General features: G+C 52.8%; 21 protein-coding genes. 7 read left to right on the top strand and 14 right to left on the bottom strand.

What is annotated here, in order from left to right; translation table 11 throughout:
* Positions 1–92: 92 nt before the first annotated feature.
* From bamA to rpsB, 9 genes are all read right to left on the bottom strand, one after another.
* Positions 93–2,507: an outer membrane protein assembly factor BamA gene (gene bamA, locus J4617_RS19705; RefSeq protein WP_001240935.1), complete on the bottom strand. Its 2,415-nt coding sequence runs from the start codon at positions 2,505–2,507 to the stop codon at positions 93–95.
* Between the two features lie 31 nt (positions 2,508–2,538).
* The gene (gene rseP, locus J4617_RS19700; RefSeq protein WP_000949017.1) at positions 2,539–3,891 is read right to left on the bottom strand and encodes a sigma E protease regulator RseP; all 1,353 of its coding nucleotides are present in this window, start codon (positions 3,889–3,891) and stop codon (positions 2,539–2,541) included.
* 11 nt (positions 3,892–3,902) lie between these two features.
* Positions 3,903–4,760, bottom strand: coding sequence for a phosphatidate cytidylyltransferase (gene cdsA / locus J4617_RS19695; RefSeq protein WP_000922422.1), 858 nt, complete (start codon positions 4,758–4,760; stop codon positions 3,903–3,905).
* A 12-nt stretch (positions 4,761–4,772) separates the two neighbouring features.
* The gene (ispU, locus tag J4617_RS19690; protein ID WP_000947413.1) at positions 4,773–5,531 is read right to left on the bottom strand and encodes a (2E,6E)-farnesyl-diphosphate-specific ditrans,polycis-undecaprenyl-diphosphate synthase; all 759 of its coding nucleotides are present in this window, start codon (positions 5,529–5,531) and stop codon (positions 4,773–4,775) included.
* A gap of 312 nt (positions 5,532–5,843) precedes the next feature.
* Positions 5,844–7,040 (bottom strand): 1-deoxy-D-xylulose-5-phosphate reductoisomerase, encoded by a 1,197-nt coding sequence (gene ispC / locus J4617_RS19685; RefSeq protein ID WP_000811905.1) that lies wholly within the window; start codon positions 7,038–7,040, stop codon positions 5,844–5,846.
* Positions 7,041–7,180: 140 nt separating this feature from the next.
* A complete protein-coding gene (gene frr / locus J4617_RS19680) occupies positions 7,181–7,738 on the bottom strand; it encodes a ribosome recycling factor (RefSeq protein WP_000622423.1) in 558 nt (185 codons plus the stop codon).
* A gap of 146 nt (positions 7,739–7,884) precedes the next feature.
* On the bottom strand, positions 7,885–8,610 hold the full coding sequence (gene pyrH / locus J4617_RS19675; RefSeq protein WP_000224567.1) for a UMP kinase: 726 nt from the start codon (positions 8,608–8,610) through the stop codon (positions 7,885–7,887).
* A gap of 144 nt (positions 8,611–8,754) precedes the next feature.
* Positions 8,755–9,606 (bottom strand): translation elongation factor Ts, encoded by an 852-nt coding sequence (gene tsf, locus J4617_RS19670; RefSeq protein ID WP_000808106.1) that lies wholly within the window; start codon positions 9,604–9,606, stop codon positions 8,755–8,757.
* Positions 9,607–9,863: 257 nt separating this feature from the next.
* Entirely contained in the window at positions 9,864–10,589 is a 726-nt protein-coding gene (gene rpsB, locus J4617_RS19665) for a 30S ribosomal protein S2 (RefSeq protein ID WP_000246886.1), read from the bottom strand.
* A gap of 450 nt (positions 10,590–11,039) precedes the next feature.
* Between rpsB and map the strand changes: the two genes are divergently transcribed.
* The 3 genes from map (at position 11,040) to dapD (ending at position 15,598) form a co-directional block, all read left to right on the top strand.
* A complete protein-coding gene (gene map, locus J4617_RS19660) occupies positions 11,040–11,834 on the top strand; it encodes a type I methionyl aminopeptidase (RefSeq protein WP_001018214.1) in 795 nt (264 codons plus the stop codon).
* A gap of 237 nt (positions 11,835–12,071) precedes the next feature.
* Positions 12,072–14,744 (top strand): bifunctional uridylyltransferase/uridylyl-removing protein GlnD, encoded by a 2,673-nt coding sequence (gene glnD, locus J4617_RS19655; protein WP_017465927.1) that lies wholly within the window; start codon positions 12,072–12,074, stop codon positions 14,742–14,744.
* Between the two features lie 29 nt (positions 14,745–14,773).
* Positions 14,774–15,598, top strand: a complete 825-nt coding sequence (dapD, locus tag J4617_RS19650) for a 2,3,4,5-tetrahydropyridine-2,6-dicarboxylate N-succinyltransferase (RefSeq protein ID WP_001186673.1) — start codon at positions 14,774–14,776, stop codon at positions 15,596–15,598.
* A 36-nt stretch (positions 15,599–15,634) separates the two neighbouring features.
* Here the strand turns inward: dapD and J4617_RS19645 are convergent, their stop codons facing one another.
* On the bottom strand, positions 15,635–16,936 hold the full coding sequence (locus J4617_RS19645; RefSeq protein WP_000017194.1) for an MFS transporter: 1,302 nt from the start codon (positions 16,934–16,936) through the stop codon (positions 15,635–15,637).
* 246 nt (positions 16,937–17,182) lie between these two features.
* On the opposite strand from J4617_RS19645, the gene J4617_RS19640 reads away from it, so the two are divergent.
* Positions 17,183–17,569 (top strand): DUF3461 family protein, encoded by a 387-nt coding sequence (locus J4617_RS19640; protein ID WP_000272193.1) that lies wholly within the window; start codon positions 17,183–17,185, stop codon positions 17,567–17,569.
* 88 nt (positions 17,570–17,657) lie between these two features.
* Here the strand turns inward: J4617_RS19640 and cdaR are convergent, their stop codons facing one another.
* The 3 genes from cdaR to dgt all read right to left on the bottom strand — a co-directional run bounded on the left by cdaR (position 17,658) and on the right by dgt (position 22,042).
* Positions 17,658–18,815: a DNA-binding transcriptional regulator CdaR gene (gene cdaR, locus J4617_RS19635; RefSeq protein WP_000929420.1), complete on the bottom strand. Its 1,158-nt coding sequence runs from the start codon at positions 18,813–18,815 to the stop codon at positions 17,658–17,660.
* 152 nt (positions 18,816–18,967) lie between these two features.
* Positions 18,968–20,395: a serine endoprotease DegP gene (gene degP, locus J4617_RS19630; protein ID WP_000753958.1), complete on the bottom strand. Its 1,428-nt coding sequence runs from the start codon at positions 20,393–20,395 to the stop codon at positions 18,968–18,970.
* A 129-nt stretch (positions 20,396–20,524) separates the two neighbouring features.
* On the bottom strand, positions 20,525–22,042 hold the full coding sequence (dgt, locus tag J4617_RS19625; RefSeq protein WP_208290708.1) for a dGTPase: 1,518 nt from the start codon (positions 22,040–22,042) through the stop codon (positions 20,525–20,527).
* A gap of 84 nt (positions 22,043–22,126) precedes the next feature.
* Here dgt and mtnN point away from each other — a divergent pair, with 84 nt between their 5' ends.
* The 3 genes from mtnN to J4617_RS19610 are packed head-to-tail and all read left to right on the top strand — an operon-like array spanning position 22,127 to position 24,278.
* The gene (gene mtnN / locus J4617_RS19620) at positions 22,127–22,825 is read left to right on the top strand and encodes a 5'-methylthioadenosine/S-adenosylhomocysteine nucleosidase (protein WP_000689821.1); all 699 of its coding nucleotides are present in this window, start codon (positions 22,127–22,129) and stop codon (positions 22,823–22,825) included.
* Complete coding sequence (gene btuF / locus J4617_RS19615; RefSeq protein ID WP_001118836.1) at positions 22,818–23,618, top strand: vitamin B12 ABC transporter substrate-binding protein BtuF; 801 nt, start codon at positions 22,818–22,820, stop codon at positions 23,616–23,618. The genes mtnN and btuF overlap by 8 nt, the downstream gene beginning before the upstream one ends.
* A 36-nt stretch (positions 23,619–23,654) precedes the next feature.
* Positions 23,655–24,278, top strand: a complete 624-nt coding sequence (locus J4617_RS19610) for a TRIC cation channel family protein (protein WP_000964234.1) — start codon at positions 23,655–23,657, stop codon at positions 24,276–24,278.
* A 100-nt stretch (positions 24,279–24,378) separates the two neighbouring features.
* Here the strand turns inward: J4617_RS19610 and erpA are convergent, their stop codons facing one another.
* Complete coding sequence (gene erpA, locus J4617_RS19605; protein ID WP_001278668.1) at positions 24,379–24,723, bottom strand: iron-sulfur cluster insertion protein ErpA; 345 nt, start codon at positions 24,721–24,723, stop codon at positions 24,379–24,381.
* Between the last annotated feature and the right edge of the window lie 68 nt (positions 24,724–24,791).

Below are 24,791 nucleotides of genomic sequence, written 5' to 3'. Positions count from 1 at the left end.
GAAGGTACAGCTCTTTGCGTGGCCTGGCGATCCCTGGGGGCATCGCCAAAAGTCATCGCTACACTACCAATGCATTCCTTTGCAGTGAACAATTACCAGGTTTTACCAATGTTAAACTGGAACTGCTCGGCTTTGTCTCCATCGTACTTTTTAAACGGCTGGGCGTAGGAGAAGACCAACGGCCCCAATGGGGACATCCATTGTAATGCGATACCCGCGGACATACGGATGTTGCCTGGATCGCTGTAATCCGGTACATCTGACGGCGCAGATGACGGATCCCAGTTCGTATCCCAAACGGTACCCATATCCCAGAAGAAGGAGGTACGAACCGAGTTGGCATACTTTTCGCTGATGAACGGCGTCGGGGTAATAAATTCCAGGCTGGCGACAGCCATGGCATTACCACCTACCGCATCATCTGATTTACAGCCTGATTCCTGAGTACAGTCTTCGTAATCATCATTATCGTCCCAACTAGTGTGGGCGCCATTTTTATAGACCGCTTTCGGGCCGATAGTATTCGACTGGAAACCACGCACGGTACTGGAACCACCGGCATAGAAGTTCTCATAGAACGGCATTTCCTTGCCGCCTAAACCATCGCCGTAACCCCAGCGAGTACGCCCCAGAACCACCCACTTGTGATCGTTATCAATAGGCACATAGGTCGCGGTATCCAGCGACACTTTGTAGTATTCGTTGTCGGAACCTGGAATCGTCACTTTCCCCGTCAGATTGACGCGCGAACCGTCCGTCGGGAAATAACCACGGTCAAGCTTGTTATAGGTCCAGCCGTAGTTAAAGGTGAAGTCATCAGCGGCAAAACTGCTGGTATCAGCAGATTGTCCCATCGACTCAAGATAACGATCCATCGCGATCTGCGGCTGCATGTTGGACAGTTTGTTATGGACATAACCCAGACCAGCACGCAACGTGTTGTACTCGTTGATGGGGAAGCCAAGCGTCACATCCGTACCGTAACTCTTGTTGGTATAGTCGGATAGATCCGCGTCGTCCGCCTGGAAGTCGTTATAGAAGATACGACCACCGAGGCTCACGCCGTCAACGGTAAAGTATGGGTTAGTAACGGACAGTTCGCTGTAGGTCTGGTAGTCGTTTTTGGTGCCGTTAATCCCCACGGAATAACCGGTACCTAACCAGTTGTCCTGCTGAACGCCGGCCTGGAAGCTCACGCCGCTTTCTGTACCGTAACCGATACCGAAGTTGAAGCTACCAGTGTTACGCTCTTTCACCTTGTACACCACATCAACCTGATCCGGGCTCCCCGGAACGCGCTGCGTGTCGGTGTCGACGGTTTCAAAGAAGCCGAGACGGTTCAGACGCTCTTTCCCCTGGTCAACCAGGTCGCTGCCCAGCCACGCCCCTTCCATCTGGCGCATTTCACGGCGCAGAACGGAATCTTTTGAGGTGTCGTTGCCTTCAAAGCGGATCTTACGCACGTAGAAACGGTTGCCCGCATCGACGTTTACGCGCAGTTTTACGGTTTTGTCAGCATCGTTAATTTCAGGCTGTGACTGCACGCGCGGATAGGCGTAACCATAGCGACCCAGAAGCTTTTTGATGTCATCTTCCATTTTGGTCACTTTGGTGCCGTTATAGAGCTCGCCCGGTTCAATTTTCGTCAGGTTCTCAATTTCAGCGGAATGTCCGGCCAGGTTACCGCTCACCTGAACCCCGGAAAGCTTGTACTGATCGCCTTCGGTGATATTGACGGTGATGTAGATCCCTTTCTTATCCGGCGTCAGACTCACTTGCGTGGAGTCAATATTGAAACGCGCGTAGCCGCGATCCAGATAGTAGCTGCGCAAGGTTTCAAGGTCGCCCGCCAGCTTCTGTTTCTGGTATTTACGATCGCCGACGACGTTCCACCACGGCACTTCGTCACGCAACTGGAAATGAGAAATGAGTTCTTCGGTGCTAAAGGCATGGTTACCGACGATGTTGATCTGTTGGATCTTCGCCGATACGCCCTCCTGGAACACCAGTTTAAGATCAACACGGTTGCGCGGTAGCGGCGTGACGACCGCCTTAACGCTGGCGCTGTATTTACCTACGCTATAGTAAAAGTCTTCCAGACCTTTTTCGATATCAGACAACGTGGTGCGATCCAGAGACTCGCCAACACGTACGCCAGACGCTTCGAGGTTTTGCTTGAGCATGTCATCTTTCACCGACTTGTTCCCGGAGAAAGTGATGCTGGCAATGGTCGGACGTTCTTTTACCTGAACCAGGAGGGTATTACCATCGCGCAGGACGCGGACGTCCTCAAAGTTGCCGGTGGCGAACAGAGCGCGAATGGTGTTACTGATATCTTCATCATTAACCGTGTCGCCTGTGCGCACCGGCATACTGAGGAGAGCCGCACCAACGGCGACTCGCTGCAGGCCTTCGAAATGAATGTCCTTCACTACGAACCCTTCAGCACCGTATACGGTGGCGCTGCTGAACAGCAGCGACGCTATGAGCAACTTTTTCATCGCCATCGTTATTATGCGTTCTTCCTAACTAACTCTCTTACAACCGAGAGAAATCATTGAAAAGTGCAAGCCCCATTAACAACACCAGCAAAATCGAGCCAATGCGATAACTAAAGTCTTGAACCCGCTCGGATACCGGCCCGCCCTTAAGCTTTTCAATCGCCAGGAACAGCAGATGACCCCCGTCAAGAACGGGCAGCGGAAACAGGTTAATTATCCCTAAGTTCACGCTGATTAGCGCAAGGAACATCAGGTAATAAATCACCCCGAACTCCGCTGACATCCCAGCCCCCTGAGCGATAGAAATCGGCCCACTGAGGTTGTTCAGTTTCACATCACCGGTTATCAATTTACCCAGCATACTGACCGTCAGCTTCATCAACTGCCACGTCTTATCCGTGGCTTCGAGGATGGCGCTAAAAGGCCCATACTGGCGTATAGTCTTGTACTCTTCCGGCAGAGGAATAATTTTAGGCACCACGCCTGCAAACCCTTCCGCCTTTCCGTTAACCGATTTCGTATCCGGGGTTAACGTCAACGACAAGGCGCTCCCCTGCCTTTCAATCTCTAACGCTAACGGCTTACCGGGATTATCGCGTACAAACGTCACGAATTTCATCCACTGCGTTAACGGCTGACCATCGACTTTAACGATCCTGTCGCCCGCTTGCAAACCCGCTTTACTGGCTGCGGAATTCGCCTGCACTTCTGACAGTACCGGTTCAATCTGTGGCCCGCGGGGCCGAATCCCTAAAGAAGATACAGGATCTTGCTTATCAGGCTCAAATGCCCAGTGACGTAAATCAAGCGTTTTATCCTGCCGCTGGTCGCTACCAAACGGCGCGACGCTCACCGTCGTCTGCTGATCGCCAATTTTGGACACCAGTTGTAAACGCACGGCATCCCAATCAGGGGTTTCGATACCATCAACGGCTTTAAGTTCCGTACCAGGCGCAATTTGCGCCTGCGCAGCAATCGAGTTGGGCGTTATTTCGCCAATGACCGGACGAACGCCAGGGACGCCGATGATAAAGACCAGCCAGTAAGCAAAGATAGCAAAAATGAAGTTCGCAACCGGACCTGCGGCAATAATTGCGGCGCGCTGGCCCACCGTTTTGTTATTGAAGGCGTGACGACGCAATTCCGGCGCTACCGGTTCGGCGCGCTCATCCAGCATTTTGACGTAGCCGCCCAGCGGGATCAGGGCGATGACATACTCGGTGCCGTACCGATCGGTACGACGCCAGAGCGCTTTGCCAAAACCGATGGAAAAGCGCTCAACTCGCACACCGCAGCGCCGGGCAACCCAGAAATGACCAAATTCATGCACAGTGATCAGCACGCCCAGTGCGATGATGAATGCAGCCAGATTCCAGAGAATACTCAGCATAAAACCTTCCGTTAGAGCGTCCTGAACACCAGTAACAACAGGCAAGCAAAGACCGGTACGGCAGCCGTCAGGCTGTCAATTCGGTCCAGAATGCCGCCATGGCCTGGAATCAAGTGGCCGCTATCCTTAATTCCTGCTTCGCGCTTAAACATACTCTCGGTGAGGTCGCCCAGTACAGAAGCCAGAGCCGCCACTACAGAGCAAATCAGCAAGATAACAGGCGCAACATTCAGATTCGCCCACATACCGTAACCCCATGAGATCACGGCAGCCGTAGCAAGCCCGCCGATAAACCCTTGCCAGGTTTTACCCGGGGAAACCTTCGGCGCCAGCTTATGTTTGCCAAATAATTTACCAAACATATACGCGCCAGAGTCCGCTCCCCAGACCAGGATCATGACATAGAGTAGCCATATTGCGCCACTGTAATGATTCTCGTCATAGTGCCAGGCGCGCAGCGCCAGCATGCCCCAGAAAAATGGCACAATAGTTAACAAACCGAAAATGAGACGCAATGTTTTTGAGTTGCGCCAGATTGCCGCCGAACCGGGATAAAATAGCACCAGCAGTAGCGCGACAACCCACCATCCTAACGATGCCCAAAGCGACATCTCAACCAGCGGTTGACGAATGTTGTGATGATACTCAGGCAACAAAAATAGCATCAGCGCCAATAACAGACCACACAGCACCGCCAGCCAAACCCGCTGTGAACGCGCGGCGAAACCGCTTAACTGTCCCCATTCCCACGCGGCCAGCATACAGACAACCAGCGTAATAATGGCGAACCCCACCGGCGGCAATAAAAAAAGCGCAGCGATGACCGCGGGTATTAACACAAAAGCAGAAATCAGGCGATACTTCAGCAAAAGCAACCCCCATCAGGCTTTGTCATCACCAGGCTCGGTACCGCCGAAACGACGCTCTCGATTAGCAAAGGCATGCAGCGCACCTTCAAAGTCTTGTTCATCGAAATCGGGCCAAAGAACATCCGTAAAGTAAAGTTCGGCATAGGCAATTTGCCAAAGCAAAAAGTTACTAATGCGATGCTCTCCCCCAGTCCTAATTACTAAATCCACAGGCGCCAGCTCATGCATACAGATTTGCTGGCCTAGTCTCTCTTCATCAATCTGATCGGGGCGCAGCACTCCAGCCTGCACCTGTTCCGCCAGTTGTCGGACTCCCTGGACAATATCCCAACGTCCGCCGTAATTCGCAGCGATATTCAGCGTTAGACCCGTATTATGGGCGGTAAGCGCTTCTGATTTGCGAATACGTTCTTGTAAACGTGAGTTGAATCGACTGATATCGCCGATAATACGCAGGCGAACGTTATGGCGGTGCAGGCTTTTGACTTCGCTATCCAGCGCCCACACAAACAGCTCCATTAACGCGCTCACTTCCTGCGCCGGTCGGTTCCAGTTTTCACTACTAAAGGCATACAGCGTTAACGCATCAATACCGTTATTGGCAGCAAAAGAGACCGCTCGCCGGACGGACTTCGCCCCGGCTTTATGCCCAAAGGCCCGGATCTTCCCTTGCTTTTTCGCCCAGCGACCATTGCCATCCATAATTATTGCAACATGACGGCAGCCATGCGCTGGCAAATTTTCGCTTACTGGTTGAGTTGCAGACAACATAACGCGTTTTTTGTCCCTGAAAGGATTTAGCGGTACTCAGGAATACTGAAGCCTTTATACACATTCTCTTCGGTTCGCTTCGCGGATGACCGCGCGTCATCGCCCCTGTCGTGCGCTGTCTGCGCACGCCGGGAACGTACTCGCCTGCCGTCCCGATGCGTCCTGAATGATTTTGTGTATCCACAAAAAAGCCGTGTAAAACCACGGCTAACCTGACCGAAAAAAGCCAAAAACCTGCGATCAGGTGGCGCAGACTATATCACCGAAGCCCAACGCTAACAAATAGCACGATCTTCTGTCGCGGGATAATCGTCAGCGTGAGAGCCGTATCACTTGTTTTCTGGCTACTTCACGCGCGATGGCGTCAACCTGCAATACGTCCTCAACGCTTGCCGGTTCCTGTAAATCCATCCTCTCCAGCACCGCTAAATTGAGCCCGGCGATATCGGTAAAACGAATCTGTTGCGCCAGAAACGCGGCAACGGTGATTTCGTTTGCCGCATTGAGCGCCGTCGTTGCCGCCTGACCTTGCTCAAACGCCTCCATCGCCAGCTTCAGGCACGGATAACGCTGATAATCTGGCGCGCTAAACGTCAGCGCGCTGAGTTTGCAAAAATCAAGCGGCTGCGCGCCGGACGTGACGCGATTCGGCCATGCCATCGTATGCGCAATAGGCGTACGCATGTCAGGTTCTCCAAGCTGCGCCAGGACGCTGCCGTCCTGATAACGCACCATCGAATGAATGACCGATTGCGGATGGATCAACACTTCCATCTGACGTGCGCTGGCATTAAATAACCAACGCGCTTCAATGTATTCCAGACCTTTATTCATCATGGTGGCGGAGTCGACGGAGATTTTTCGCCCCATCGACCAGTTCGGATGACGACATGCCTGATCCGGCGTCATCGCTGCCAGATCGCACATTGGCGTTTCACGAAACGGGCCACCAGACCCGGTAAGCAAAATCGACGTTACGCCATTTTGCTCAAGGTCAGCGTATCCCAGATTATGCTGAATAGATTGCGGCAAACTCTGAAAAATCGCGTTATGTTCGCTATCGACGGGTAAAAGCCGGGCGTTGCTGCGTTTTACTTCGTCCATAAACAGCCGCCCGCAGGTCACCAGCGATTCTTTATTCGCCAGCAGAATCGTCTTTCCTGCGCGAATCGCCGCCAGGGTCGGCAGTAAACCAGCCGCGCCCACAATGGCCGCCATCACATGCCCGACCTCATCAAGCGCCGCCATCTCACAGGCAGCCTGCTGACCGCTCAGAACCTCGGTGCGGCTGCCATGCTGCTGAAGCATTATTTTGAGCTGTTCTGCGCTCGACGTATCGTCCATCACGGCATAACGCGGCGAGAACTCCAGGCACTGCTCCGCCATGCGGGCGACATTTTTACCCGCCACCAGCGCGATAACGCGGAAGCTATCAGGATTATGGCGCACCACGTCCAGTGTGCTGCAACCAATAGAGCCGGTCGAGCCCAGAATGGTTAATTGCTTCATGAAACGTCCAGAAGTGTTGAAACGGAATAAAAAGCAAAACGCCGCACAGGAGACCTGATAATGTCTTCTGCGCGGCGCTTTGTACACCACTCATCCGCCAGGTTAGCGGTGGAATGAGTTTATATCTGCGTACAGATCAATCAGAACTGCATCAGTTCTGCTTCTTTATCTGCCAACGCCGCATCAACTTTCTTAATTGCCGCGTCGGTCATTTTCTGTACTTCTTCCTGAGAGCGACGATCGTCATCTTCACTGATCGCTTTATCTTTCAGCAGAGCTTTTACTTTATCGTTCGCATCACGACGGACGTTACGAACGGCGACACGCGCCTGCTCCGCTTCGCCACGGACAATTTTCGTCAGATCTTTACGACGTTCTTCGGTCAGCGGCGGCAGCGGAACGCGAATGTCGGTGCCCGCAGAGCTTGGATTCAAACCGAGGTCTGACGCCATGATCGCTTTTTCAACGGCTGGCCCCATAGAACGGTCAAACACGTTAATTTTTAAGGTACGGGAGTCTTCTACCGTTACGCTTGCCAACTGGCGCAGCGGGGTCGGAGTGCCATAGTATTCTACGACAATACCATCCAGCAGGCTGGGAGAAGCACGACCCGTGCGCACTTTGCTGATTTGGGTTTTGAACGCTTCAACGCATTTTTCCATGCGTACTTCAGCATCTTTTCTGATATCGCTAATCACGTTACGAATCCTTGAAAACTAGTCTCAGTCAGACCAGACGGTCACACAATATAAAGATGTGCTAAGTATAGTCTCGTTTAATTTCTGCCAGGTAATAAGACCCGTCAATAGAACAGAATCTTACCCGTATTTGGCGCTCACGGGAATTATTCCGTGATTAACGTCCCTTCTTTTTCGCCCATCACCACACGACGCAGCGCGCCCGGTTTGTTCATGTTGAAAACACGAATCGGCAGTTTGTGGTCACGAGCCAGCGTGAACGCCGCCAGATCCATCACTTTCAGCTCTTTATCCAGCACTTCGCTGTAGGTCAGCTGATCGTACATGGTCGCGGAAGGATCTTTTGCCGGATCGGCAGTGAATACACCATCCACTTTGGTCGCTTTCAGTACGACATCCGCTTCAATTTCGATCCCGCGCAGACAGGCCGCAGAGTCGGTAGTGAAGAACGGGTTACCCGTACCTGCAGACAGAATCACAACACGGTTATTACGCAGCAGGCTAATCGCCTCGGCCCAACTGTAGTTGTCGCACACGCCGTTTAAAGGAATTGCCGACATCAGGCGGGCGTTCACATAGGCGCGGTGAAGCGCATCACGCATTGCCAGGCCGTTCATGACGGTGGCCAACATGCCCATGTGGTCGCCCACAACGCGGTTCATCCCCGCTTTTGCCAGACCCGCGCCACGGAACAGGTTACCACCGCCAATCACCACACCAACCTGAATACCCAGTTCAACCAGTTCTTTGATTTCCTGAGCCATACGATCCAGTATGCTTGCATCAATACCGAAGCCTTCCGTACCCTGCAGAGCTTCGCCGCTTAATTTAAGCAGAATGCGTTTATAGACGGGTTTTGCATTGGTAGCCATGTTTCTTTCCTGAGACTGTCAACGATTGATATGAGTTAATTCCGGCGACATTGTACGTCGCATTTCAGCGCAGACGCCAGGCGTCGGCTGATTTTACAAGAGAGGCGCAAAAAGAAGCCGCCCTCAGGCGGCTCCTCAGGAAAATCAGGACTGCTTAGACATCGCAGCAACTTCTGCTGCAAAGTCAGTCTCGACTTTCTCAATGCCTTCGCCCACTTCAAAGCGGATGAAGCCAGTCACGTCAGCGTTGTGCTCTTTCAGCAGTTGGCCAACAGATTTGCTCGGTTCCATGACGAAAGGCTGACCAGTCAGAGAAACTTCGCCGGTGAATTTCTTCATGCGGCCTTCAACCATTTTCTCTGCGATTTCTTTCGGCTTACCGGACTGCATCGCGATGTCCAGCTGTACCTGGTACTCTTTCTCTACCACGTCAGCAGACACGTCTTCCGGCTTAACGAATTCCGGCTTGCTTGCCGCAACGTGCATCGCCAGCTGCTTAACCAGCTCTTCGTCAGCGCCTTTAGCGGCAACCAGAACGCCGATGCGCGCACCGTGCTGGTAAGAACCCAGAACGTCGCCTTCCAGGGAAGCGACGCGACGAATGTTGATGTTCTCGCCGATTTTCGCTACCAGAGCAACGCGCTCTTCTTCGAACTGTGCTTTCAGAACTTCTACGTCAGTGATTTTGCCAGCAACAGCGGCGTCCAGCACTTTGTCAGCAAATGCCTGGAAGCCAGCATCTTTAGCCACGAAGTCAGTCTGGCAGTTAACTTCCAGAATGAAAGCGACGTTGCCGTCGATTTTGGTTTTGATTACGCCGTCAGCAGCCACGTTGCCTGCTTTTTTCGCCGCTTTGATAGCGCCGGACTTACGCATGTTTTCGATTGCCAGCTCAATGTCGCCATTCGCTTCAGTCAGCGCTTTTTTGCAATCCATCATGCCTGCGCCGGTACGCTCACGCAGCTCTTTTACCAGGGATGCGGTAATTTCAGCCATTCTAAAATCCTCGAAAGATTTGATCTGCCCGGCATCAAACCGCACAGATATAAAAGTGAAAAAGGGGGCCATATACAGGCCCCCTAACCAAACGTGATACTACCTGGTCTATAAGGGCTCTCCCCTTCATATTTCGAGCCGCAGGCGCGTTGCCTTCACTCGCTCATCCCGGTCACTTACTGATGTAAGCTCCCGGGAATTCTCGAGCTTGCCGCCTTCCTGCAACTCGAACTATTTTAGGGAGTTATCAAGCCTTATTACTCGGCTTCTACGAAGCTTTCTTCCGCCTGGGAAGCCAGATCCTGAGAACGGCCTTCACGAACGGTTGCAGCGACAGCGCCCAGGTACAGGCTAACAGCACGGATTGCGTCATCGTTACCCGGGATAACGAAGTCAACGCCGTCCGGATCAGAGTTGGTATCAACGATAGCAAATACCGGGATACCCAGGTTGTTCGCTTCTTTGATAGCAATGTGCTCGTGGTCAGCATCGATAACGAACAGAGCGTCCGGCAGACCGCCCATGTCTTTGATACCGCCCAGGCTGTTTTCCAGTTTCTCAAGCTCACGAGTACGCATCAGCGCTTCTTTCTTGGTCAGCTTTTCGAAAGTACCGTCCTGAGACTGAGTTTCCAGGTCTTTCAGACGTTTGATGGACTGACGAACTGTTTTCCAGTTAGTCAGCATACCGCCCAGCCAGCGATGGTTCACGAAGAACTGGTCGCAGCTGTTAGCAGCTTCTTTCACCGCTTCGCTTGCAGCGCGTTTAGTACCAACGAAAAGGATTTTACCTTTACGAGCAGAGATCTTGTTCAGTTCAGCCAGAGCTTCGTTGAACATCGGTACAGTTTTCTCAAGGTTGATGATGTGAACTTTGTTACGCGCGCCGAAGATGAAAGGCTTCATTTTCGGGTTCCAGTAACGGGTCTGGTGACCAAAGTGAACACCAGCCTTGAGCATGTCGCGCATGGAAACAGTTGCCATGATTTAAAACCTCTATAGATTAAGTTGGGGTTATGCCTCCACGTATCCCATATTACCGACCCCAAAGGGCACCCCGGAATATGTGCCGATACGTGTGTGTTGTTACACAAAGTGAGATTTGTCGCTCCCGTCCATCGTGTGTAGTCTTCGAATGGATCGGAAGTCCGGCGCGCTTTATACCACAAATACGCCACCGACACCAATAATTGTTGGCACTCAGTGCTGAATTGAACGATGAATTTCGTGTTACAGGCAGGCGGCAAATTTTTGAATCCCCTGGAGCTTACGGCCAATAAGTGACTGGGGTGAAAAAATGTCGCCAACGCACCTGTGGCACGAAAGGCGAAGTTCAGAATGATTCTCAATTTGGCAGGGTACACCCCTGACTGATACCATTGTCAGCACTTACACAATTATTGCCGAAATCATCGGCACTGATGGACAGAATTCATGGCTATCTCTATCAAGACATCTGAAGACATCGAAAAAATGCGCGTCGCGGGCCGTCTGGCAGCCGAAGTGCTGGAAATGATCGAACCGTATATCAAACCGGGCGTCACCACCGGCGAACTGGACCGTATCTGTAACGATTACATCGTTAACGAACAACACGCGATCTCCGCCTGCCTCGGCTATCACGGTTATCCGAAATCCGTCTGTATCTCTATTAATGAAGTGGTGTGCCACGGCATTCCGGATGACGCTAAACATCTGAAAGATGGTGATATCGTCAACATCGACGTGACCGTGATTAAAGATGAATTCCACGGCGATACCTCGAAGATGTTTATCGTCGGCAAACCGACCATTCTCGGCGAGCGTCTGTGCCGCGTCACGCAAGAGAGCCTGTATCTGGGCATCAAAATGGTGAAACCGGGCATCCGCCTGCGCACCATTGGCGCCGCCATCCAGAAATATGCCGAAGGCGAAGGTTTCTCCGTGGTACGTGAATACTGCGGACACGGTATTGGTCGCGGCTTCCATGAAGAACCGCAGGTGCTGCATTATGATGCAGACGATGGCGGCGTCGTGTTGCAGCCTGGCATGACCTTTACCATTGAACCGATGCTGAACGCCGGGGATTACCGTATCCGCACCATGAAAGACGGCTGGACGGTAAAAACCAAAGACCGCAGCTTGTCTGCTCAGTACGAGCATACTATTGTGGTAACAGAAAACGGCTGTGAAATTCTGACGCTGCGTAAAGATGACACCATCCCGGCGATCATCACACACGACGAATAATGTTTTGCCTGATGGCGATGCCTTCGCATCTTATCAGGCCTACAAATTACACCTTTACTCAAAATCATTCGAGTTGCCTCAAGGCGGCAAGAGAGTGAATCTTCAGGAGCGTACATAAGTACGTGACTGGAGTGAACGAGCGCAGCCAACGTAGAAGCAACTTGAAGGATGAAGAGTAAATACGTAGGCCGGATAAGGCGTTCACGCCATTATCCGGCTTTTTAATGGGTGGCGCATATGAATACTCTTCCTGAACAGCACGCGAATACCGCACTCCCCACCCTCCCTGACCAGCCGCAAAACCCTGGCGTCTGGCCGCGCGCTGAACTGACCGTCGCCGGTATCAAAGCCCGCATCGACATCTTTCAACACTGGCTGGGAGAGGCATTTGACAGCGGCATTTGTGCTGAACAGCTTATTGAAGCCCGTACCGAATTTATCGACCAGTTGTTGCAACGCCTGTGGATTGAGGCCGGTTTCGGTCAGATTGCCGATCTGGCGCTGGTCGCCGTCGGCGGCTATGGACGCGGCGAACTGCATCCGCTTTCCGATATTGATCTGCTCATTTTAAGCCGCAAAAAGCTGCCTGATGAACAGGCGCAAAAGGTCGGCGAGCTGCTGACTTTACTTTGGGACGTCAAGCTGGATGTCGGGCATAGCGTACGTACGCTGGAAGAGTGTCTGCTGGAAGGTCTGTCAGATTTAACCGTTGCGACAAACCTCATCGAAACGCGCCTGCTGATCGGTGATGTCGCTCTGTTTCTGGCACTACAAAAACATATTTTCAGCGAAGGTTTTTGGCCGTCCGACAAATTTTACGCCGCCAAAGTAGAAGAGCAGAACCAGCGCCACCAGCGCTATCACGGCACCAGCTATAATCTGGAGCCGGATATTAAAAGCAGCCCCGGCGGCCTGCGCGATATCCATACGTTACAGTGGGTCGCCCGACGTCACTTCGGCGCTACCTCGCTCGATGAGATGGTGGGATTCGGCTTTTTAACCCCGGCTGAACGCGCGGAGCTCAACGAGTGCCTGCATATCCTGTGGCGCATTCGCTTTGCGCTACATCTGGTGGTCAGCCGCTACGATAACCGCCTGCTGTTCGACCGCCAGTTAAGCGTCGCTCAACGCCTTAACTACAGCGGCGAGGGCAATGATCCGGTTGAGCGGATGATGAAAGACTACTTCCGGGTTACGCGTCGGGTGAGCGAACTTAATCAGATGCTGCTTCAGCTATTTGACGAGGCGATTCTGGCGCTACCTGCGGATGAAAAACCACGTCCTGTTGACGATGAGTTTCAACTGCGCGGCACGCTCATTGATCTGCGTGACGACACGCTGTTTATCCGCGAACCGCAAGCGATCCTGCGCATGTTTTATATGATGGTGCGCAATAGCGCGATCACCGGCATCTACTCTACGACGTTACGCCATTTGCGCCACGCCCGCCGCCACCTGAGCCAACCGCTGTGTTACATCCCGGAGGCGCGCACTCTGTTTCTTAGTATGCTGCGCCATCCCGGCGCGGTCAGCCGCGGCCTGCTGCCCATGCATCGCCACAGCGTACTGTGGGCTTATATGCCGCAGTGGTCGCACATCGTCGGACAAATGCAGTTTGACCTGTTCCACGCATACACGGTGGATGAACACACCATCCGCGTAATGCTCAAACTGGAGAGCTTTGCGAAAGAAGAGACGCGCCAGCGCCATCCGCTATGCGTCGATCTCTGGCCGCGGCTTCCCCATCCGGAACTGATCCTGATCGCCGCGCTGTTCCACGATATTGCGAAAGGTCGCGGCGGCGACCATTCGGTACTGGGCGCGCAGGATGTACTCACCTTCGCCGAACTGCACGGTTTGAACTCACGCGAAACGCAACTGGTCGCGTGGCTGGTGCGCCAACACCTGCTAATGTCAGTCACCGCCCAGCGCCGCGACATCCAGGATCCGGAAGTCATCAAGCAGTTTGCCGAAGAGGTGCAAACCGAAACACGGCTGCGTTTTCTGGTCTGCCTGACCGTCGCGGACATCTGCGCGACCAACGAAACCTTGTGGAATAGCTGGAAACAGAGCCTGCTGCGCGAGCTGTACTTCGCCACGGAAAAACAGCTCAGGCGTGGAATGCAAAATACGCCGGATATGCGTGAGCGCGTGCGTCACCATCAGCTTCAGGCGCTGGCGCTGCTGCGAATGGACAATATTGATGAAGCCGCGCTGCATAAAATCTGGACTCGCTGTCGCGCTAACTATTTTGTTCGTCATAGTCCAAATCAGCTCGCCTGGCACGCACGCCATTTATTGCAGCACGATCTGAGCCAACCCTTAGTGTTGCTCAGTCCGCAGGCCACGCGCGGCGGAACCGAAATTTTTATCTGGAGTCCGGACAGACCCTATCTGTTTGCCGCCGTCTGCGCCGAGCTGGACAGGCGTAATTTAAGCGTCCATGACGCGCAGATCTTTACCACTCGCGACGGCATGGCAATGGATACGTTTATCGTTCTGGAACCAGACGGCAGCCCGCTGGCGGCGGATCGCCATGACATTATTCGCACCGGTCTTGAACAGACCATTACGCAGCGTAGCTGGCAGCCGCCGCAGCCGCGTCGGCAACCGGCAAAGTTACGGCACTTTACGGTCGAAACGGAAGTCAATTTTCTGCCCACCCATACCGACAGAAAATCATTCATGGAATTGATCGCGCTCGATCAACCTGGTCTGCTGGCCAGGGTCGGACAAATTTTTGCCGATCTGGGAATTTCGCTTCATGGCGCCCGAATTACAACCATTGGTGAACGAGTAGAAGATTTATTCATAATCGCCACAGCGGATCGGCGCGCACTTAATAATGTGCTGCAACTTGAGGTGCAACAACGGTTGACAGCGGCCCTCAATCCAAACGATAAAGGGTAGTGTGTTTATTTATATGAAAGAGTTTAACAATGCAGCAGTTACAGAACGTTATTGAGACCGCTTTTGAGCGCCGCGCCGATATTACGCCGGCTAATGTAGATACCGTGACCCGAGAGGCAGTAAACCAGGTCATTTCTCTACTTGATTCCGGCGCGCTGCGTGTCGCAGAAAAAATCGACGGTCAGTGGGTCACTCACCAGTGGTTGAAGAAAGCGGTTCTGCTCTCTTTCCGTATTAACGATAACCAGGTTATCGACGGTGCGGAAAGCCGCTACTTCGATAAAGTCCCGATGAAATTCGCTGATTACGACGAAGCGCGTTTTCAGAAAGAAGGCTTCCGCGTCGTTCCGCCTGCGGCCGTTCGTCAGGGCGCATTTATCGCCCGCAACACCGTGCTGATGCCGTCTTACGTTAACATCGGCGCCTACGTTGACGAAGGCACCATGGTTGACACCTGGGCGACGGTGGGTTCCTGTGCGCAGATTGGTAAAAATGTTCACCTTTCCGGCGGCGTGGGTATCGGCGGCGTACTGGAGCCGCTGCAGGCTAACCCGACCATCATTGAAGACAACTGCTTTATTGGCGCGCGTTCTGAAGTCGTGGAAGGCGTCATTGTCGAAGAAGGTTCCGTCATTTCCATGGGCGTATACCTCGGCCAGAGCACCAAAATCTACGATCGCGAAACCGGTGAAGTTCACTATGGCCGCGTACCGGCGGGCTCCGTGGTCGTTTCCGGCAACCTGCCGTCAAAAGACGGTAAGTACAGTCTGTACTGCGCGGTGATCGTGAAAAAAGTCGACGCCAAAACGCGTGGTAAAGTGGGCATTAACGAATTATTGCGCACTATTGATTAAGCGAGTGAAAAGCGGGGGCGACAGCCCCCCTTTGCATTACGGCGAATGCGGTAACACGGTTTCCGGCGCAATCTTTGCCGCAAACGCCGAAGCCAACGCAGTCAAAACGACATAACCGGCAACCAACGCCCAACTGTTATCATAGACTGCGCTTAACGCTTTAGCGATAAACGGCGTGAATCCCCCTGCCACAACCGCCCCCAACTGAGCGCCAATTGATGAACCGCTGTAGCGTACAGGCGGATGAAACAGTCCGGCGAAAAAAGAAGGTTGCACGGCATTCAGTGAATTATGACCAATGTTAATAAGCAGAACGTAGCCCATTGTCATCAGTATGAGCGAACGGCTTTCCAGCAGCCAGAAAAAGGGAAAAGCCATTGCCGCGACAAAAAGCGCGCCGAAAATATACACCTGACGGCAGCCACGCCGATCCGACATGATGCCAAATAGCACGTGCATGGGATACGCCAGCAGACAGGTGAACATTACAATGTACAGAATAGTCAGGCTGGCAATCCCAAGCTGCGTCGTCGCCCAGGAAACCGCGAAGACGGTAGCAAGAAAAAAGGGAACGCTTTCCGCAAAACGCAGAATTATAATCAGCAAAATGCTGCGCCATTGTTCTCGTACTACTTTGACCACCGGCCTTTCTTCTCTTTGCTGCCTATGATTAATGGCCTGCTGCTTTTTAAACGCACGGAAGACAGGCGTCTCATCCAGACGATGACGCATATATAATCCAGGCAACACCAAAAGCGCACTGAGCAGAAAAGGAATACGCCATCCCCACGATAACAACGCCTCCTGCGGTAATTGGGTCACGACTATAAATACGCCTGTCGCCAATAATTGTCCCGTGAGTCCTCCTGTTTGCGATAGCGCGCTTAACCGCCCCCGGTGCTTTCCAGCAGCATATTCCACGACCATCAACATGGCGCCTCCCCATTCGCCTCCAACCATAAATCCCTGTAGAAAACGCAGAATAACCAGTAAAGCAGGCGCCAGCGCGCCAATACTGGCGTAAGAAGGCAGGCAACCGATGAGAAACGTGACCGCGCCCATCCCCCCTAACGTAATTAATAACGTGTTTTTACGCCCAAGCGTATCTCCCCTGTTGCCAAAAAATAGCGCGCCCAGCGGTCGGGAGATAAATCCCACGCCGAAACTGGCAAAAGAAGATAACGTTGCAGTCAATGGGCTGGCGCCAGGAAAAAAAAGCGGGCCAAATACCAGCGCGCTTGCCAGGCCGTATAATAGAAAATCATAATATTCAATGGAGTTTCCTATCCAGGCGGAAACCACCACCCGGCGAATAGTAGCATTATACGTTCCGGACATAGACTCCGCCTCTCAAGGTTATCGACCACTGCCTCCGGTCAATTTCCCACACTGACTTCAAACGCTTTCTCTATAAACGGAATATCGCGTTGAATTACTTAAGCTATCAATAACCGCCGCCCTTTTGCTCATGACGTTGCCGAGACGTCTTCTGCGATCAACCGCGCTTTTTTTGTATACACTGGTGGCGAAAAACCAATTTTTCGTTAATTATTCAAAAGTTATAGTGTGATGAAGGATACCGCTATGTATGACAATCTAAAAAGTCTGGGCATTACCAATCCTGAGGAAATCGATCGTTACAGCCTGCGGCAAGAAGCCAATAACGATATCCTGAAAATCTATTTTCAAAAGGATAGAGGTGAATTCTTTGCTAAAAGCGTGAAGTTTAAGTATCCACGCCAGCGTAAAACGGTGGTGGCCGATGGCATCGGTCAGGGTTATAAAGAGGTACAGGAGATTAGCCCTAACCTACGCTATGTGATTGACGAGCTGGACCAAATCTGCCAGCGCGACCGCTCAGAACTCGATCTCAAACGTAAGATCCTCGACGACTTGCGCCACCTGGAAAGCGTCGTCGCGAATAAGATCAGTGAAATCGAAGCCGATCTGGACAAGCTTACCCGTAAGTAAGCTGTGTGTTGCCGGATGGCGACGTGTTACGCCTTATCCGGCCTACAGATATATCCCCGTAGGCCTGATAAGCGTAGCGCCGCCGGGCTTAACGCTGTTCATCCAATTGTAGCGCCACATACAGCAACAGCCGATCGTCAAAATTTCCCAAATCCAGCCCGGTCAGTTCCGAAATACGATTTAGCCGATATTCCAGCGTGTTACGATGAATAAACAGCGCCTTAGAGGTCGCCAGCGGCTGGACATTATGGCGAAACCACGCCGTCAGCGTCCGACGTAATAACCCGTTGTTATCCATCGCTTTGAGTTTTACCAGCGGGCGCGCCAGCTCATTGGCCTGCCAGCCGCCACGCAGGCTATCTAACAGAACCGGCAGCATCAAATCCTGATAAAAATAGCTGCGGCTCTCTGGCATCCGCTGTTTGCCGACCATCATCGTGGTGCGCGCCGTGCGGTATGAGCGTGCAATACTGCCCGGCCCGGTAAAGTAATTGCCCAGCGCCACGCGAAAACGTAGCTGACCATTCTCTTTCATTCGCGAGATAAGCTGCTCTACGCGCTTACGATGATCTTCAGCGTCCCAGCGACCAAACGAGTTTAAGGCGGGTTTGAGCACCACCATCTCGGTGAGGGAAACAATGGCTATCAGGTTGTTACGCTCCGGCGTGGTAAGCGCATTCTGCAACTGCTGAAGTTCCGCCATTGCGCTATCGACGCCAAGCTGGCCGCTGTCGACTTCCACCACCGCCGCCACACGCGGCTGGTTCAAATCGATCCCCAAACGCTGCGCCCATTCCACCAGCGCCGGCGTATTTTCTTCGGCCTGAATCAGGTTCATCACCAGCTCTTCACGCAAACGGCTATCCTGCGCCAAAAGGTGCATTAACCGCGACTGCTCCAGCATCATTTCGGCAGTCATACACACCAGTTCGCCATATTTACGCAGATGCTCTGGTTCGCCGGTGAGACCGATCACGCCAACAATTTCGCCCTCAAGGCGTAAGGGAAGATTAATCCCCTGACGCACCCCGTGCAGGTGTCGCGCCACGGCGTCGTCGATATCCACAACCCGGCCTTGCGACAGTACTAACAGCGCGCCTTCGTGCAATTCACCAATACGTTCCCGATCGCCGCTGCCGATAATGCGCCCGCGGGCATCCATTACGTTGATATTGGTATCGATGATGCGCATAGTGCGCGCCACGATATCCTGCGCCATTTTGGTATCAAGATGCCAGCCAGCCATAAATCCCTCCTGTGAGCAGAGCACAAGCATAAGGAAGATGACAGGTCTCGACATTGTGCAAATGCACAAAACGGTGCAAATAAGTATGGAGTTGTGGGGGGTTTCACAGAAAAGTGTTGCCCCCTTCCATGGCGGAAGGGGGACAAAGGTGATTACTGCATCAGCAAATAAATAGAACTATCACCACGCTGAATATTCAGCGCCAGAACCGACGGCTTGCTGTCGAGAATCTTACGCAGCTCGGCGATATTTTTCACCGGCTGCTGGTTAGCGCCGATAATCACATCGCCTTTTTTGAGGCCAATTTGCGCGGCGGGTGAGTTCGCTTTCACGCTGCTCACCACAACGCCTTTATCCTGGCCTTTATTGCTCATTTCAGCGCCTTCAATCCCGCTGAAGATGGTGCTGGAATCAACCTGACTCTGGCTGCTCTGCTGCAGTTCCAGATTCACCGTAATCGCTTTACCTTCACGCAGCAGACCGAGGCTGATTTTGCTGCCGACCGGCATAGTGCCGACCTGAGCGCGCAGCGCCGCAAAGCTGCTGATCGGTTTACCGTTCAGCGAGGTAATGACATCCCCGGCTTTGATACCCGCTTTCGCCGCGGACGAATTCGGCATCACCTGGCTGACGAACGCGCCTCGCTGGGCGTCGACTTTCATCGCTTTCGCCAATTCGGAATTCAGCTCAGTCCCCATGATCCCCAGTTCGCCGCGTTTCACCTGGCCGTATTCCACCATCTGCGACGTCAGGTTTTTCACCATGTTACTGGGGATAGCGAAGCCGATACCGATGTTGCCGCCGTCCGGCGCCAGAATCGCGGTGTTAATACCGATCAGCTCACCGTTCAGGTTCACCAGCGCGCCGCCGGAGTTACCGCGGTTAATCGCGGCGTCGGTCTGAATAAAGTTCTCGTAATTTTCTACGTTCAGGCCGCTACGCCCCAGCGCCGAAACGATACCTGACGTCACCGTTTCGCCCAGACCAAACGGGTTACCAATAGCGACGGTATAATCCCCCACGCGCAGCGCGTCGGAGTCCGCCAGCTTAATCGCCGTCAGGTTCTTCGGATTCTGAATTTGAATCAGCGCGATATCAGAACGCGGATCTTTGCCCACCACTTTAGCATCGAATTTACGCCCATCGCTAAGCTGTACTTTAATCACGCTGGCATTATCAACCACGTGGTTGTTGGTGACGACGTAGCCCTTCGCGGCGTCAATAATTACGCCGGAGCCCAGCGCCATGAATTTCTGTTGTTGACCGCCGTTGCCGCCGTTACCGCCGCCCTGGCAGAACGGAGAATTCTGGAACGGAGAACCGTCCTGGCAGAACGGGGAGTCATCGCCAAAGAACTGCTGGAAATTACGCGGCATACGCGGCGTATTCACCGTGGTGCTACCTTCTACATTAATACTGACCACCGATGGCATCACTTTTTCGAGCATCGGTGCCAGGCTTGGCATCTGCTGGGCAGTCATTGCTGAAGAGGACGTTTCAGCCGCCGTGGCAGACAGAGGCGACAATGCCAAACCTAAACTCAGAGCCAGTGCACTCATTGCTAATGTGGTTTTTTTCATGTGTTTCAATCTCGATTAACAGGTAACGCAAAATTGCTGTGTACGTCAGATTCATTTTATAACGCGAAGTTCCGGAACAAAGTTTCTGGAAAAAGTAAAAATTTATTGTCCATCTTTACAAAAGTCCATTTACTGTTCGACCGCCATCAAACGCCGATATTCATCCCATGCGTAAAGGTCAGTCATCCCGCTGATATAATCCTGAATCAACCGACAGCGATAATAATATTCCAGTACCGGGTACTCCGCCGAATCCGTGGGTAATTTACTGACGACTTCCACGTAGGCCAAACGATGGCGCGTAGAAAGTTTCTGAAATAAGCGCGATTCTATGGGGAAGCGTTTCAACCGTTCTTTTTCCACCAGCTCGCGAAAGTCGTTAAGCGGCAGGCTTAATAGCGGCTGATAGATATCTAATAACCCGCTGATCACCCGGTATCCCTGTAGTTCAAGCTGTTCTACATCCGGATGGCTAAACACATGTTCAACCGCCACATTCTTATAGAGTTCAAGCAGGCGGCTAAAACCGCTGGCATCTTCCAGCAACGCCTGATTGAAGGTACCGGCAAAAATCTGCGGCAAATTATCAATAAAACGCTGAGCGGCATAGGGCACCAGTTTATTTAATGTATTTACCCGTAAATACATAAAAAACTGATCTTCGGTACTGCGGCTTAATGTATTGGCGCGTGATTTTTCCCATGCATTTCCTACCACCAGCTCAAACAGCGAATCCTTCTCATGGTGGCCCCACGCGTGATATAAATGGTGATAAAGCTGCTCAACGCTAAAGATTCTTTTCTCTACCGCGTCTTCAAGATCGGCGACACAATAAGAAATATCATCTGCGGCTTCCATAATCCACGTTAATGGAAAGCGACTGTAAGGCGCTAACTGCAGTTCTTTACGTAACCTCGCAATATACTTCTCTTCAGAAAGATAATAGCCCGGTTTCTTCATTAAATAGCGATGGGAATCCGGCACCGGCCCTCGCCACCATGCCGGACGGGTATATTTTAAAATTCCGCCAACCTGCGCCCAGGTAAGATTCATCCGCATGAGCGTATGTACCAGACGAATTCCCTGTGCATTGCCTTCAAAATGGCAGATATCCTGACGTACCTTGCGGCGAATATCGTTCAGATTTTCTTCGCCTTCCTGTAACCGTAGCGAGGAAACCACACAGCGATCATGCGTGAGCGGCTGACTTTCCGCATCTTCCGGATGCAGCCGCTGACGAAACCAGTCATTAATCGCCGCCTCGCCAAAATGACCGAACGGCGGATTACCGATGTCGTGCATCAGGCAGGCCATTTCCACAATACTTTCAAAGGGACCGGTCAGCGCATCCAGACCGTACTCCTCCAGTCGGTTTTGCTCTTTCAGGCGGCTTAAAATCTCTTTCGCGATATAACGCCCTACCTGCTGCACCTCCATCGAATGCGTCAGGCGAGTACGCACCGCGGCATTGCGCTCCAGCGGGAAAACCTGCGTTTTTTGCTGCAAACGGCGTATAGCCGGAGAGTTGATAATCCGCCCGCGATCGCTTTCAAAAATCCGCAGGATCTCATGTTCCGTCTTTACGCCCTGCGGTGAACGATAACGACGATGCCAGTTAATTTTATTTCGGAAATCGATCGATGCCATATCCTCTCCCCGCCTGAGAAATGCGCTTCCCCATAAGCGCATGATAAACTATGCCCCCAAAACTGACTTATCGCGAGTAAATCTATGAAAATCGGCATCATTGGCGCAATGGAAGAAGAAGTTACGCTGCTGCGTGACAAAATTGACAACCGTCAGACGATTACGCTGGGCGGCTGCGAAATTTACACTGGCCAGTTGAACGGCACCGAAGTGGCGTTGCTGAAATCCGGTATCGGTAAAGTCGCGGCGGCGCTGGGCGCAACGTTGCTTCTGGAGCACTGCAAGCCGGACGTGATCATCAATACCGGTTCCGCAGGCGGTCTGGCGTCCACGCTGAAGGTCGGCGATATCGTCGTCTCTGACGAAGCGCGTTACCACGACGCTGATGTGACCGCTTTCGGCTATGAATACGGGCAATTACCGGGCTGTCCGGCCGGATTTAAGGCCGATGACAAACTGATCGCCGCCGCGGAATCCTGCATCAGGGAGTTGAATCTGAACGCGGTACGCGGCCTTATTGTTAGCGGCGACGCGTTTATTAACGGCTCCGTCGGGCTGGCGAAAATTCGGCATAACTTCCCCGACGCGGTCGCCGTAGAGATGGAAGCCACCGCTATCGCCCACGTCTGCCATAACTTCAACGTGCCGTTCGTGGTGGTACGCGCTATCTCTGACGTGGCCGATCAGCAATCGCACCTCAGCTTTGACGAATTCCTCGCGGTGGCGGCGAAACAGTCGACTCTGATGGTCGAAACGCTGGTACAGAAACTGGCGCATGGCTAAGCAAATGTTCAGGGCGCTGGTCGCCCTGCTGCTTACGCTCCCGGTGTGGCTTTACGCTGCGCCGCGCGTCATTACCCTCTCTCCCGCCAATACGGAGCTCGCTTTTGCCGCCGGGATTACGCCCGTTGGCGTCAGCAGCTATTCCGACTACCCGCCCGAAGCGCAAAAAATAGAACAGGTCTCTACCTGGCAGGGAATGAATCTGGAACGCATTGTGGCGCTGAAGCCGGATCTGGTCGTCGCCTGGCGCGGCGGTAATGCGGAACGCCAGGTAAACCAACTGACGTCATTAGGTATTAAGGTCATGTGGGTGGACGCGGTAAGCATCGAACAGATCGCCGACGCGCTCCGCCAACTGGCCGCCTGGAGCCCGCAGCCGGAAAAGGCTCAGCAGGCAGCGCAGACATTGCTAAACGAGTACGCCGCGCTCAAAGTCGAGTATGCCGGTAAAGCTAAAAAGCGCGTCTTTCTTCAGTTTGGCATGAATCCTCTGTTTACCAGTGGTAAAGGGTCTATTCAACATCAGGTTTTGACGACCTGCGGCGGAGAAAACGTCTTTGCTGACAGCCGCGTGCCGTGGCCGCAAGTCAGCCGTGAGCAGGTGCTGGCAAGGCATCCCCAGGCCATTATCGTGGCCGGAAAAGCGGGCGAAATTCTCAAAATTGAACAATACTGGGGAAACCTGTTAAAAATTCCGGTTATTCCGCTTAACAGCGACTGGTTTGAACGCGCAAGCCCGCGTATTATCCTCGCCGCAAAACAACTCTGTAATGCGCTTTCACAGGTGAATTAGAGCCTGTCTTACCAGGCTCCCAGTGGGGATTCGACAATGCTCGTCTATTGGCTGGATATTGTAGGCACGGCTGTATTTGCTATCTCTGGCGTGTTGCTGGCCGGGAAATTACGTATGGATCCGTTCGGCGTCCTGGTGCTCGGCGTCGTTACTGCCGTCGGCGGCGGGACAATCCGCGATATGGCGCTGGATAACGGCCCGGTATTCTGGGTTAAAGATCCTACCGACCTGGTCGTCGCCATGGTCACCAGTATGCTGACCATCCTGCTGGTTCGCCAGCCAAGACGTCTGCCGAAATGGATGTTGCCGGTGCTGGATGCGGTCGGGCTGGCGGTGTTTGTCGGCATTGGGGTGAATAAAGCCTTCCTCGCTGAAACGGGGCCATTAGTGGCCGTCTGTATGGGCGTGATTACCGGCGTCGGCGGCGGGATTATTCGCGATGTTCTGGCACGCGAGATCCCCATGATCCTACGCACCGAAATCTATGCCACGGCCTGTATTATCGGCGGGATTGTTCACGCCACCGCGTTTTATACGTTTTCAGTACCGCTGGAAAGCGCCAGCATGATGGGTATGGTCGTCACGCTGTTTATTCGGCTGGCGGCCATTCGCTGGCATTTGAAATTGCCGACGTTTGCCCTGGATGAAAACGGACGTTGATATTGTTTTGCCCGATGGCGCTACGCTTATCGGGCCTGGAACATCTTTCCTGTAGGCCGGATAAGACGCTCGCGTCGCCATCCGGCACAACGAACAGCGATCAAATGCTGAAGGAAGAGCCACACCCGCAGGTACTTTTCGCATTCGGGTTGGTTACAATGAAGCGGGAACCTTCCAGGCCTTCGGTATAATCGACCGAACCACCCACCAGATACTGCAAACTCATCGGGTCAACCACCAGGCCAACGCCCTGTTTTTCGATGGTCATATCCCCTTCGTTAACCTGATCGTCAAAGGTAAAACCATACTGGAAGCCGCTGCAACCACCGCCGGTGATATACACGCGCAATTTCAGATTCGGGTTATCTTCGTCAGCGATAAGACTTTTTACTTTATTCGCTGCTGCGTCGGTAAACTGCAGCGGCAGCGCTACGTCATCACTCATATTTTGCTCCAAACGACATCGGTAATTGGATAAATTTTCACCCAATATTGGCAGTCATTATCTAATAC

The sequence above is a fragment of the Salmonella sp. 32010601201800023SM genome, assembly GCF_017572235.1.
Classification (GTDB): Bacteria; Pseudomonadota; Gammaproteobacteria; order Enterobacterales; family Enterobacteriaceae; genus Salmonella; species Salmonella enterica.
Note: the sequence above shows the minus strand (reverse complement) of the source record. Positions and strands in the feature narration are given on the sequence as shown.

What these genes read in the sequence shown, in the direction of transcription:
- glnD (WP_017465927.1), top strand. Translation starts at nt 12,072, where the DNA reads ATGAATACTCTTCCTGAACAGCACGCGAATACCGCACTCCCCACCCTC.
- rpsB (WP_000246886.1), bottom strand. Translation starts at nt 10,589, where the DNA reads ATGGCAACTGTTTCCATGCGCGACATGCTCAAGGCTGGTGTTCACTTT.
- J4617_RS19645 (WP_000017194.1), bottom strand. Translation starts at nt 16,936, where the DNA reads ATGTCCGGAACGTATAATGCTACTATTCGCCGGGTGGTGGTTTCCGCC.
- pyrH (WP_000224567.1), bottom strand. Translation starts at nt 8,610, where the DNA reads ATGGCTACCAATGCAAAACCCGTCTATAAACGCATTCTGCTTAAATTA.
- degP (WP_000753958.1), bottom strand. Translation starts at nt 20,395, where the DNA reads ATGAAAAAAACCACATTAGCAATGAGTGCACTGGCTCTGAGTTTAGGT.
- cdaR (WP_000929420.1), bottom strand. Translation starts at nt 18,815, where the DNA reads ATGGCTGGCTGGCATCTTGATACCAAAATGGCGCAGGATATCGTGGCG.
- rseP (WP_000949017.1), bottom strand. Translation starts at nt 3,891, where the DNA reads ATGCTGAGTATTCTCTGGAATCTGGCTGCATTCATCATCGCACTGGGC.
- erpA (WP_001278668.1), bottom strand. Translation starts at nt 24,723, where the DNA reads ATGAGTGATGACGTAGCGCTGCCGCTGCAGTTTACCGACGCAGCAGCG.
- tsf (WP_000808106.1), bottom strand. Translation starts at nt 9,606, where the DNA reads ATGGCTGAAATTACCGCATCCCTGGTAAAAGAGCTGCGTGAGCGTACC.
- ispC (WP_000811905.1), bottom strand. Translation starts at nt 7,040, where the DNA reads ATGAAGCAATTAACCATTCTGGGCTCGACCGGCTCTATTGGTTGCAGC.
- dgt (WP_208290708.1), bottom strand. Translation starts at nt 22,042, where the DNA reads ATGGCATCGATCGATTTCCGAAATAAAATTAACTGGCATCGTCGTTAT.
- ispU (WP_000947413.1), bottom strand. Translation starts at nt 5,531, where the DNA reads ATGTTGTCTGCAACTCAACCAGTAAGCGAAAATTTGCCAGCGCATGGC.
- bamA (WP_001240935.1), bottom strand. Translation starts at nt 2,507, where the DNA reads ATGGCGATGAAAAAGTTGCTCATAGCGTCGCTGCTGTTCAGCAGCGCC.
- J4617_RS19610 (WP_000964234.1), top strand. Translation starts at nt 23,655, where the DNA reads ATGCTCGTCTATTGGCTGGATATTGTAGGCACGGCTGTATTTGCTATC.
- btuF (WP_001118836.1), top strand. Translation starts at nt 22,818, where the DNA reads ATGGCTAAGCAAATGTTCAGGGCGCTGGTCGCCCTGCTGCTTACGCTC.
- map (WP_001018214.1), top strand. Translation starts at nt 11,040, where the DNA reads ATGGCTATCTCTATCAAGACATCTGAAGACATCGAAAAAATGCGCGTC.
- mtnN (WP_000689821.1), top strand. Translation starts at nt 22,127, where the DNA reads ATGAAAATCGGCATCATTGGCGCAATGGAAGAAGAAGTTACGCTGCTG.
- J4617_RS19640 (WP_000272193.1), top strand. Translation starts at nt 17,183, where the DNA reads ATGTATGACAATCTAAAAAGTCTGGGCATTACCAATCCTGAGGAAATC.
- dapD (WP_001186673.1), top strand. Translation starts at nt 14,774, where the DNA reads ATGCAGCAGTTACAGAACGTTATTGAGACCGCTTTTGAGCGCCGCGCC.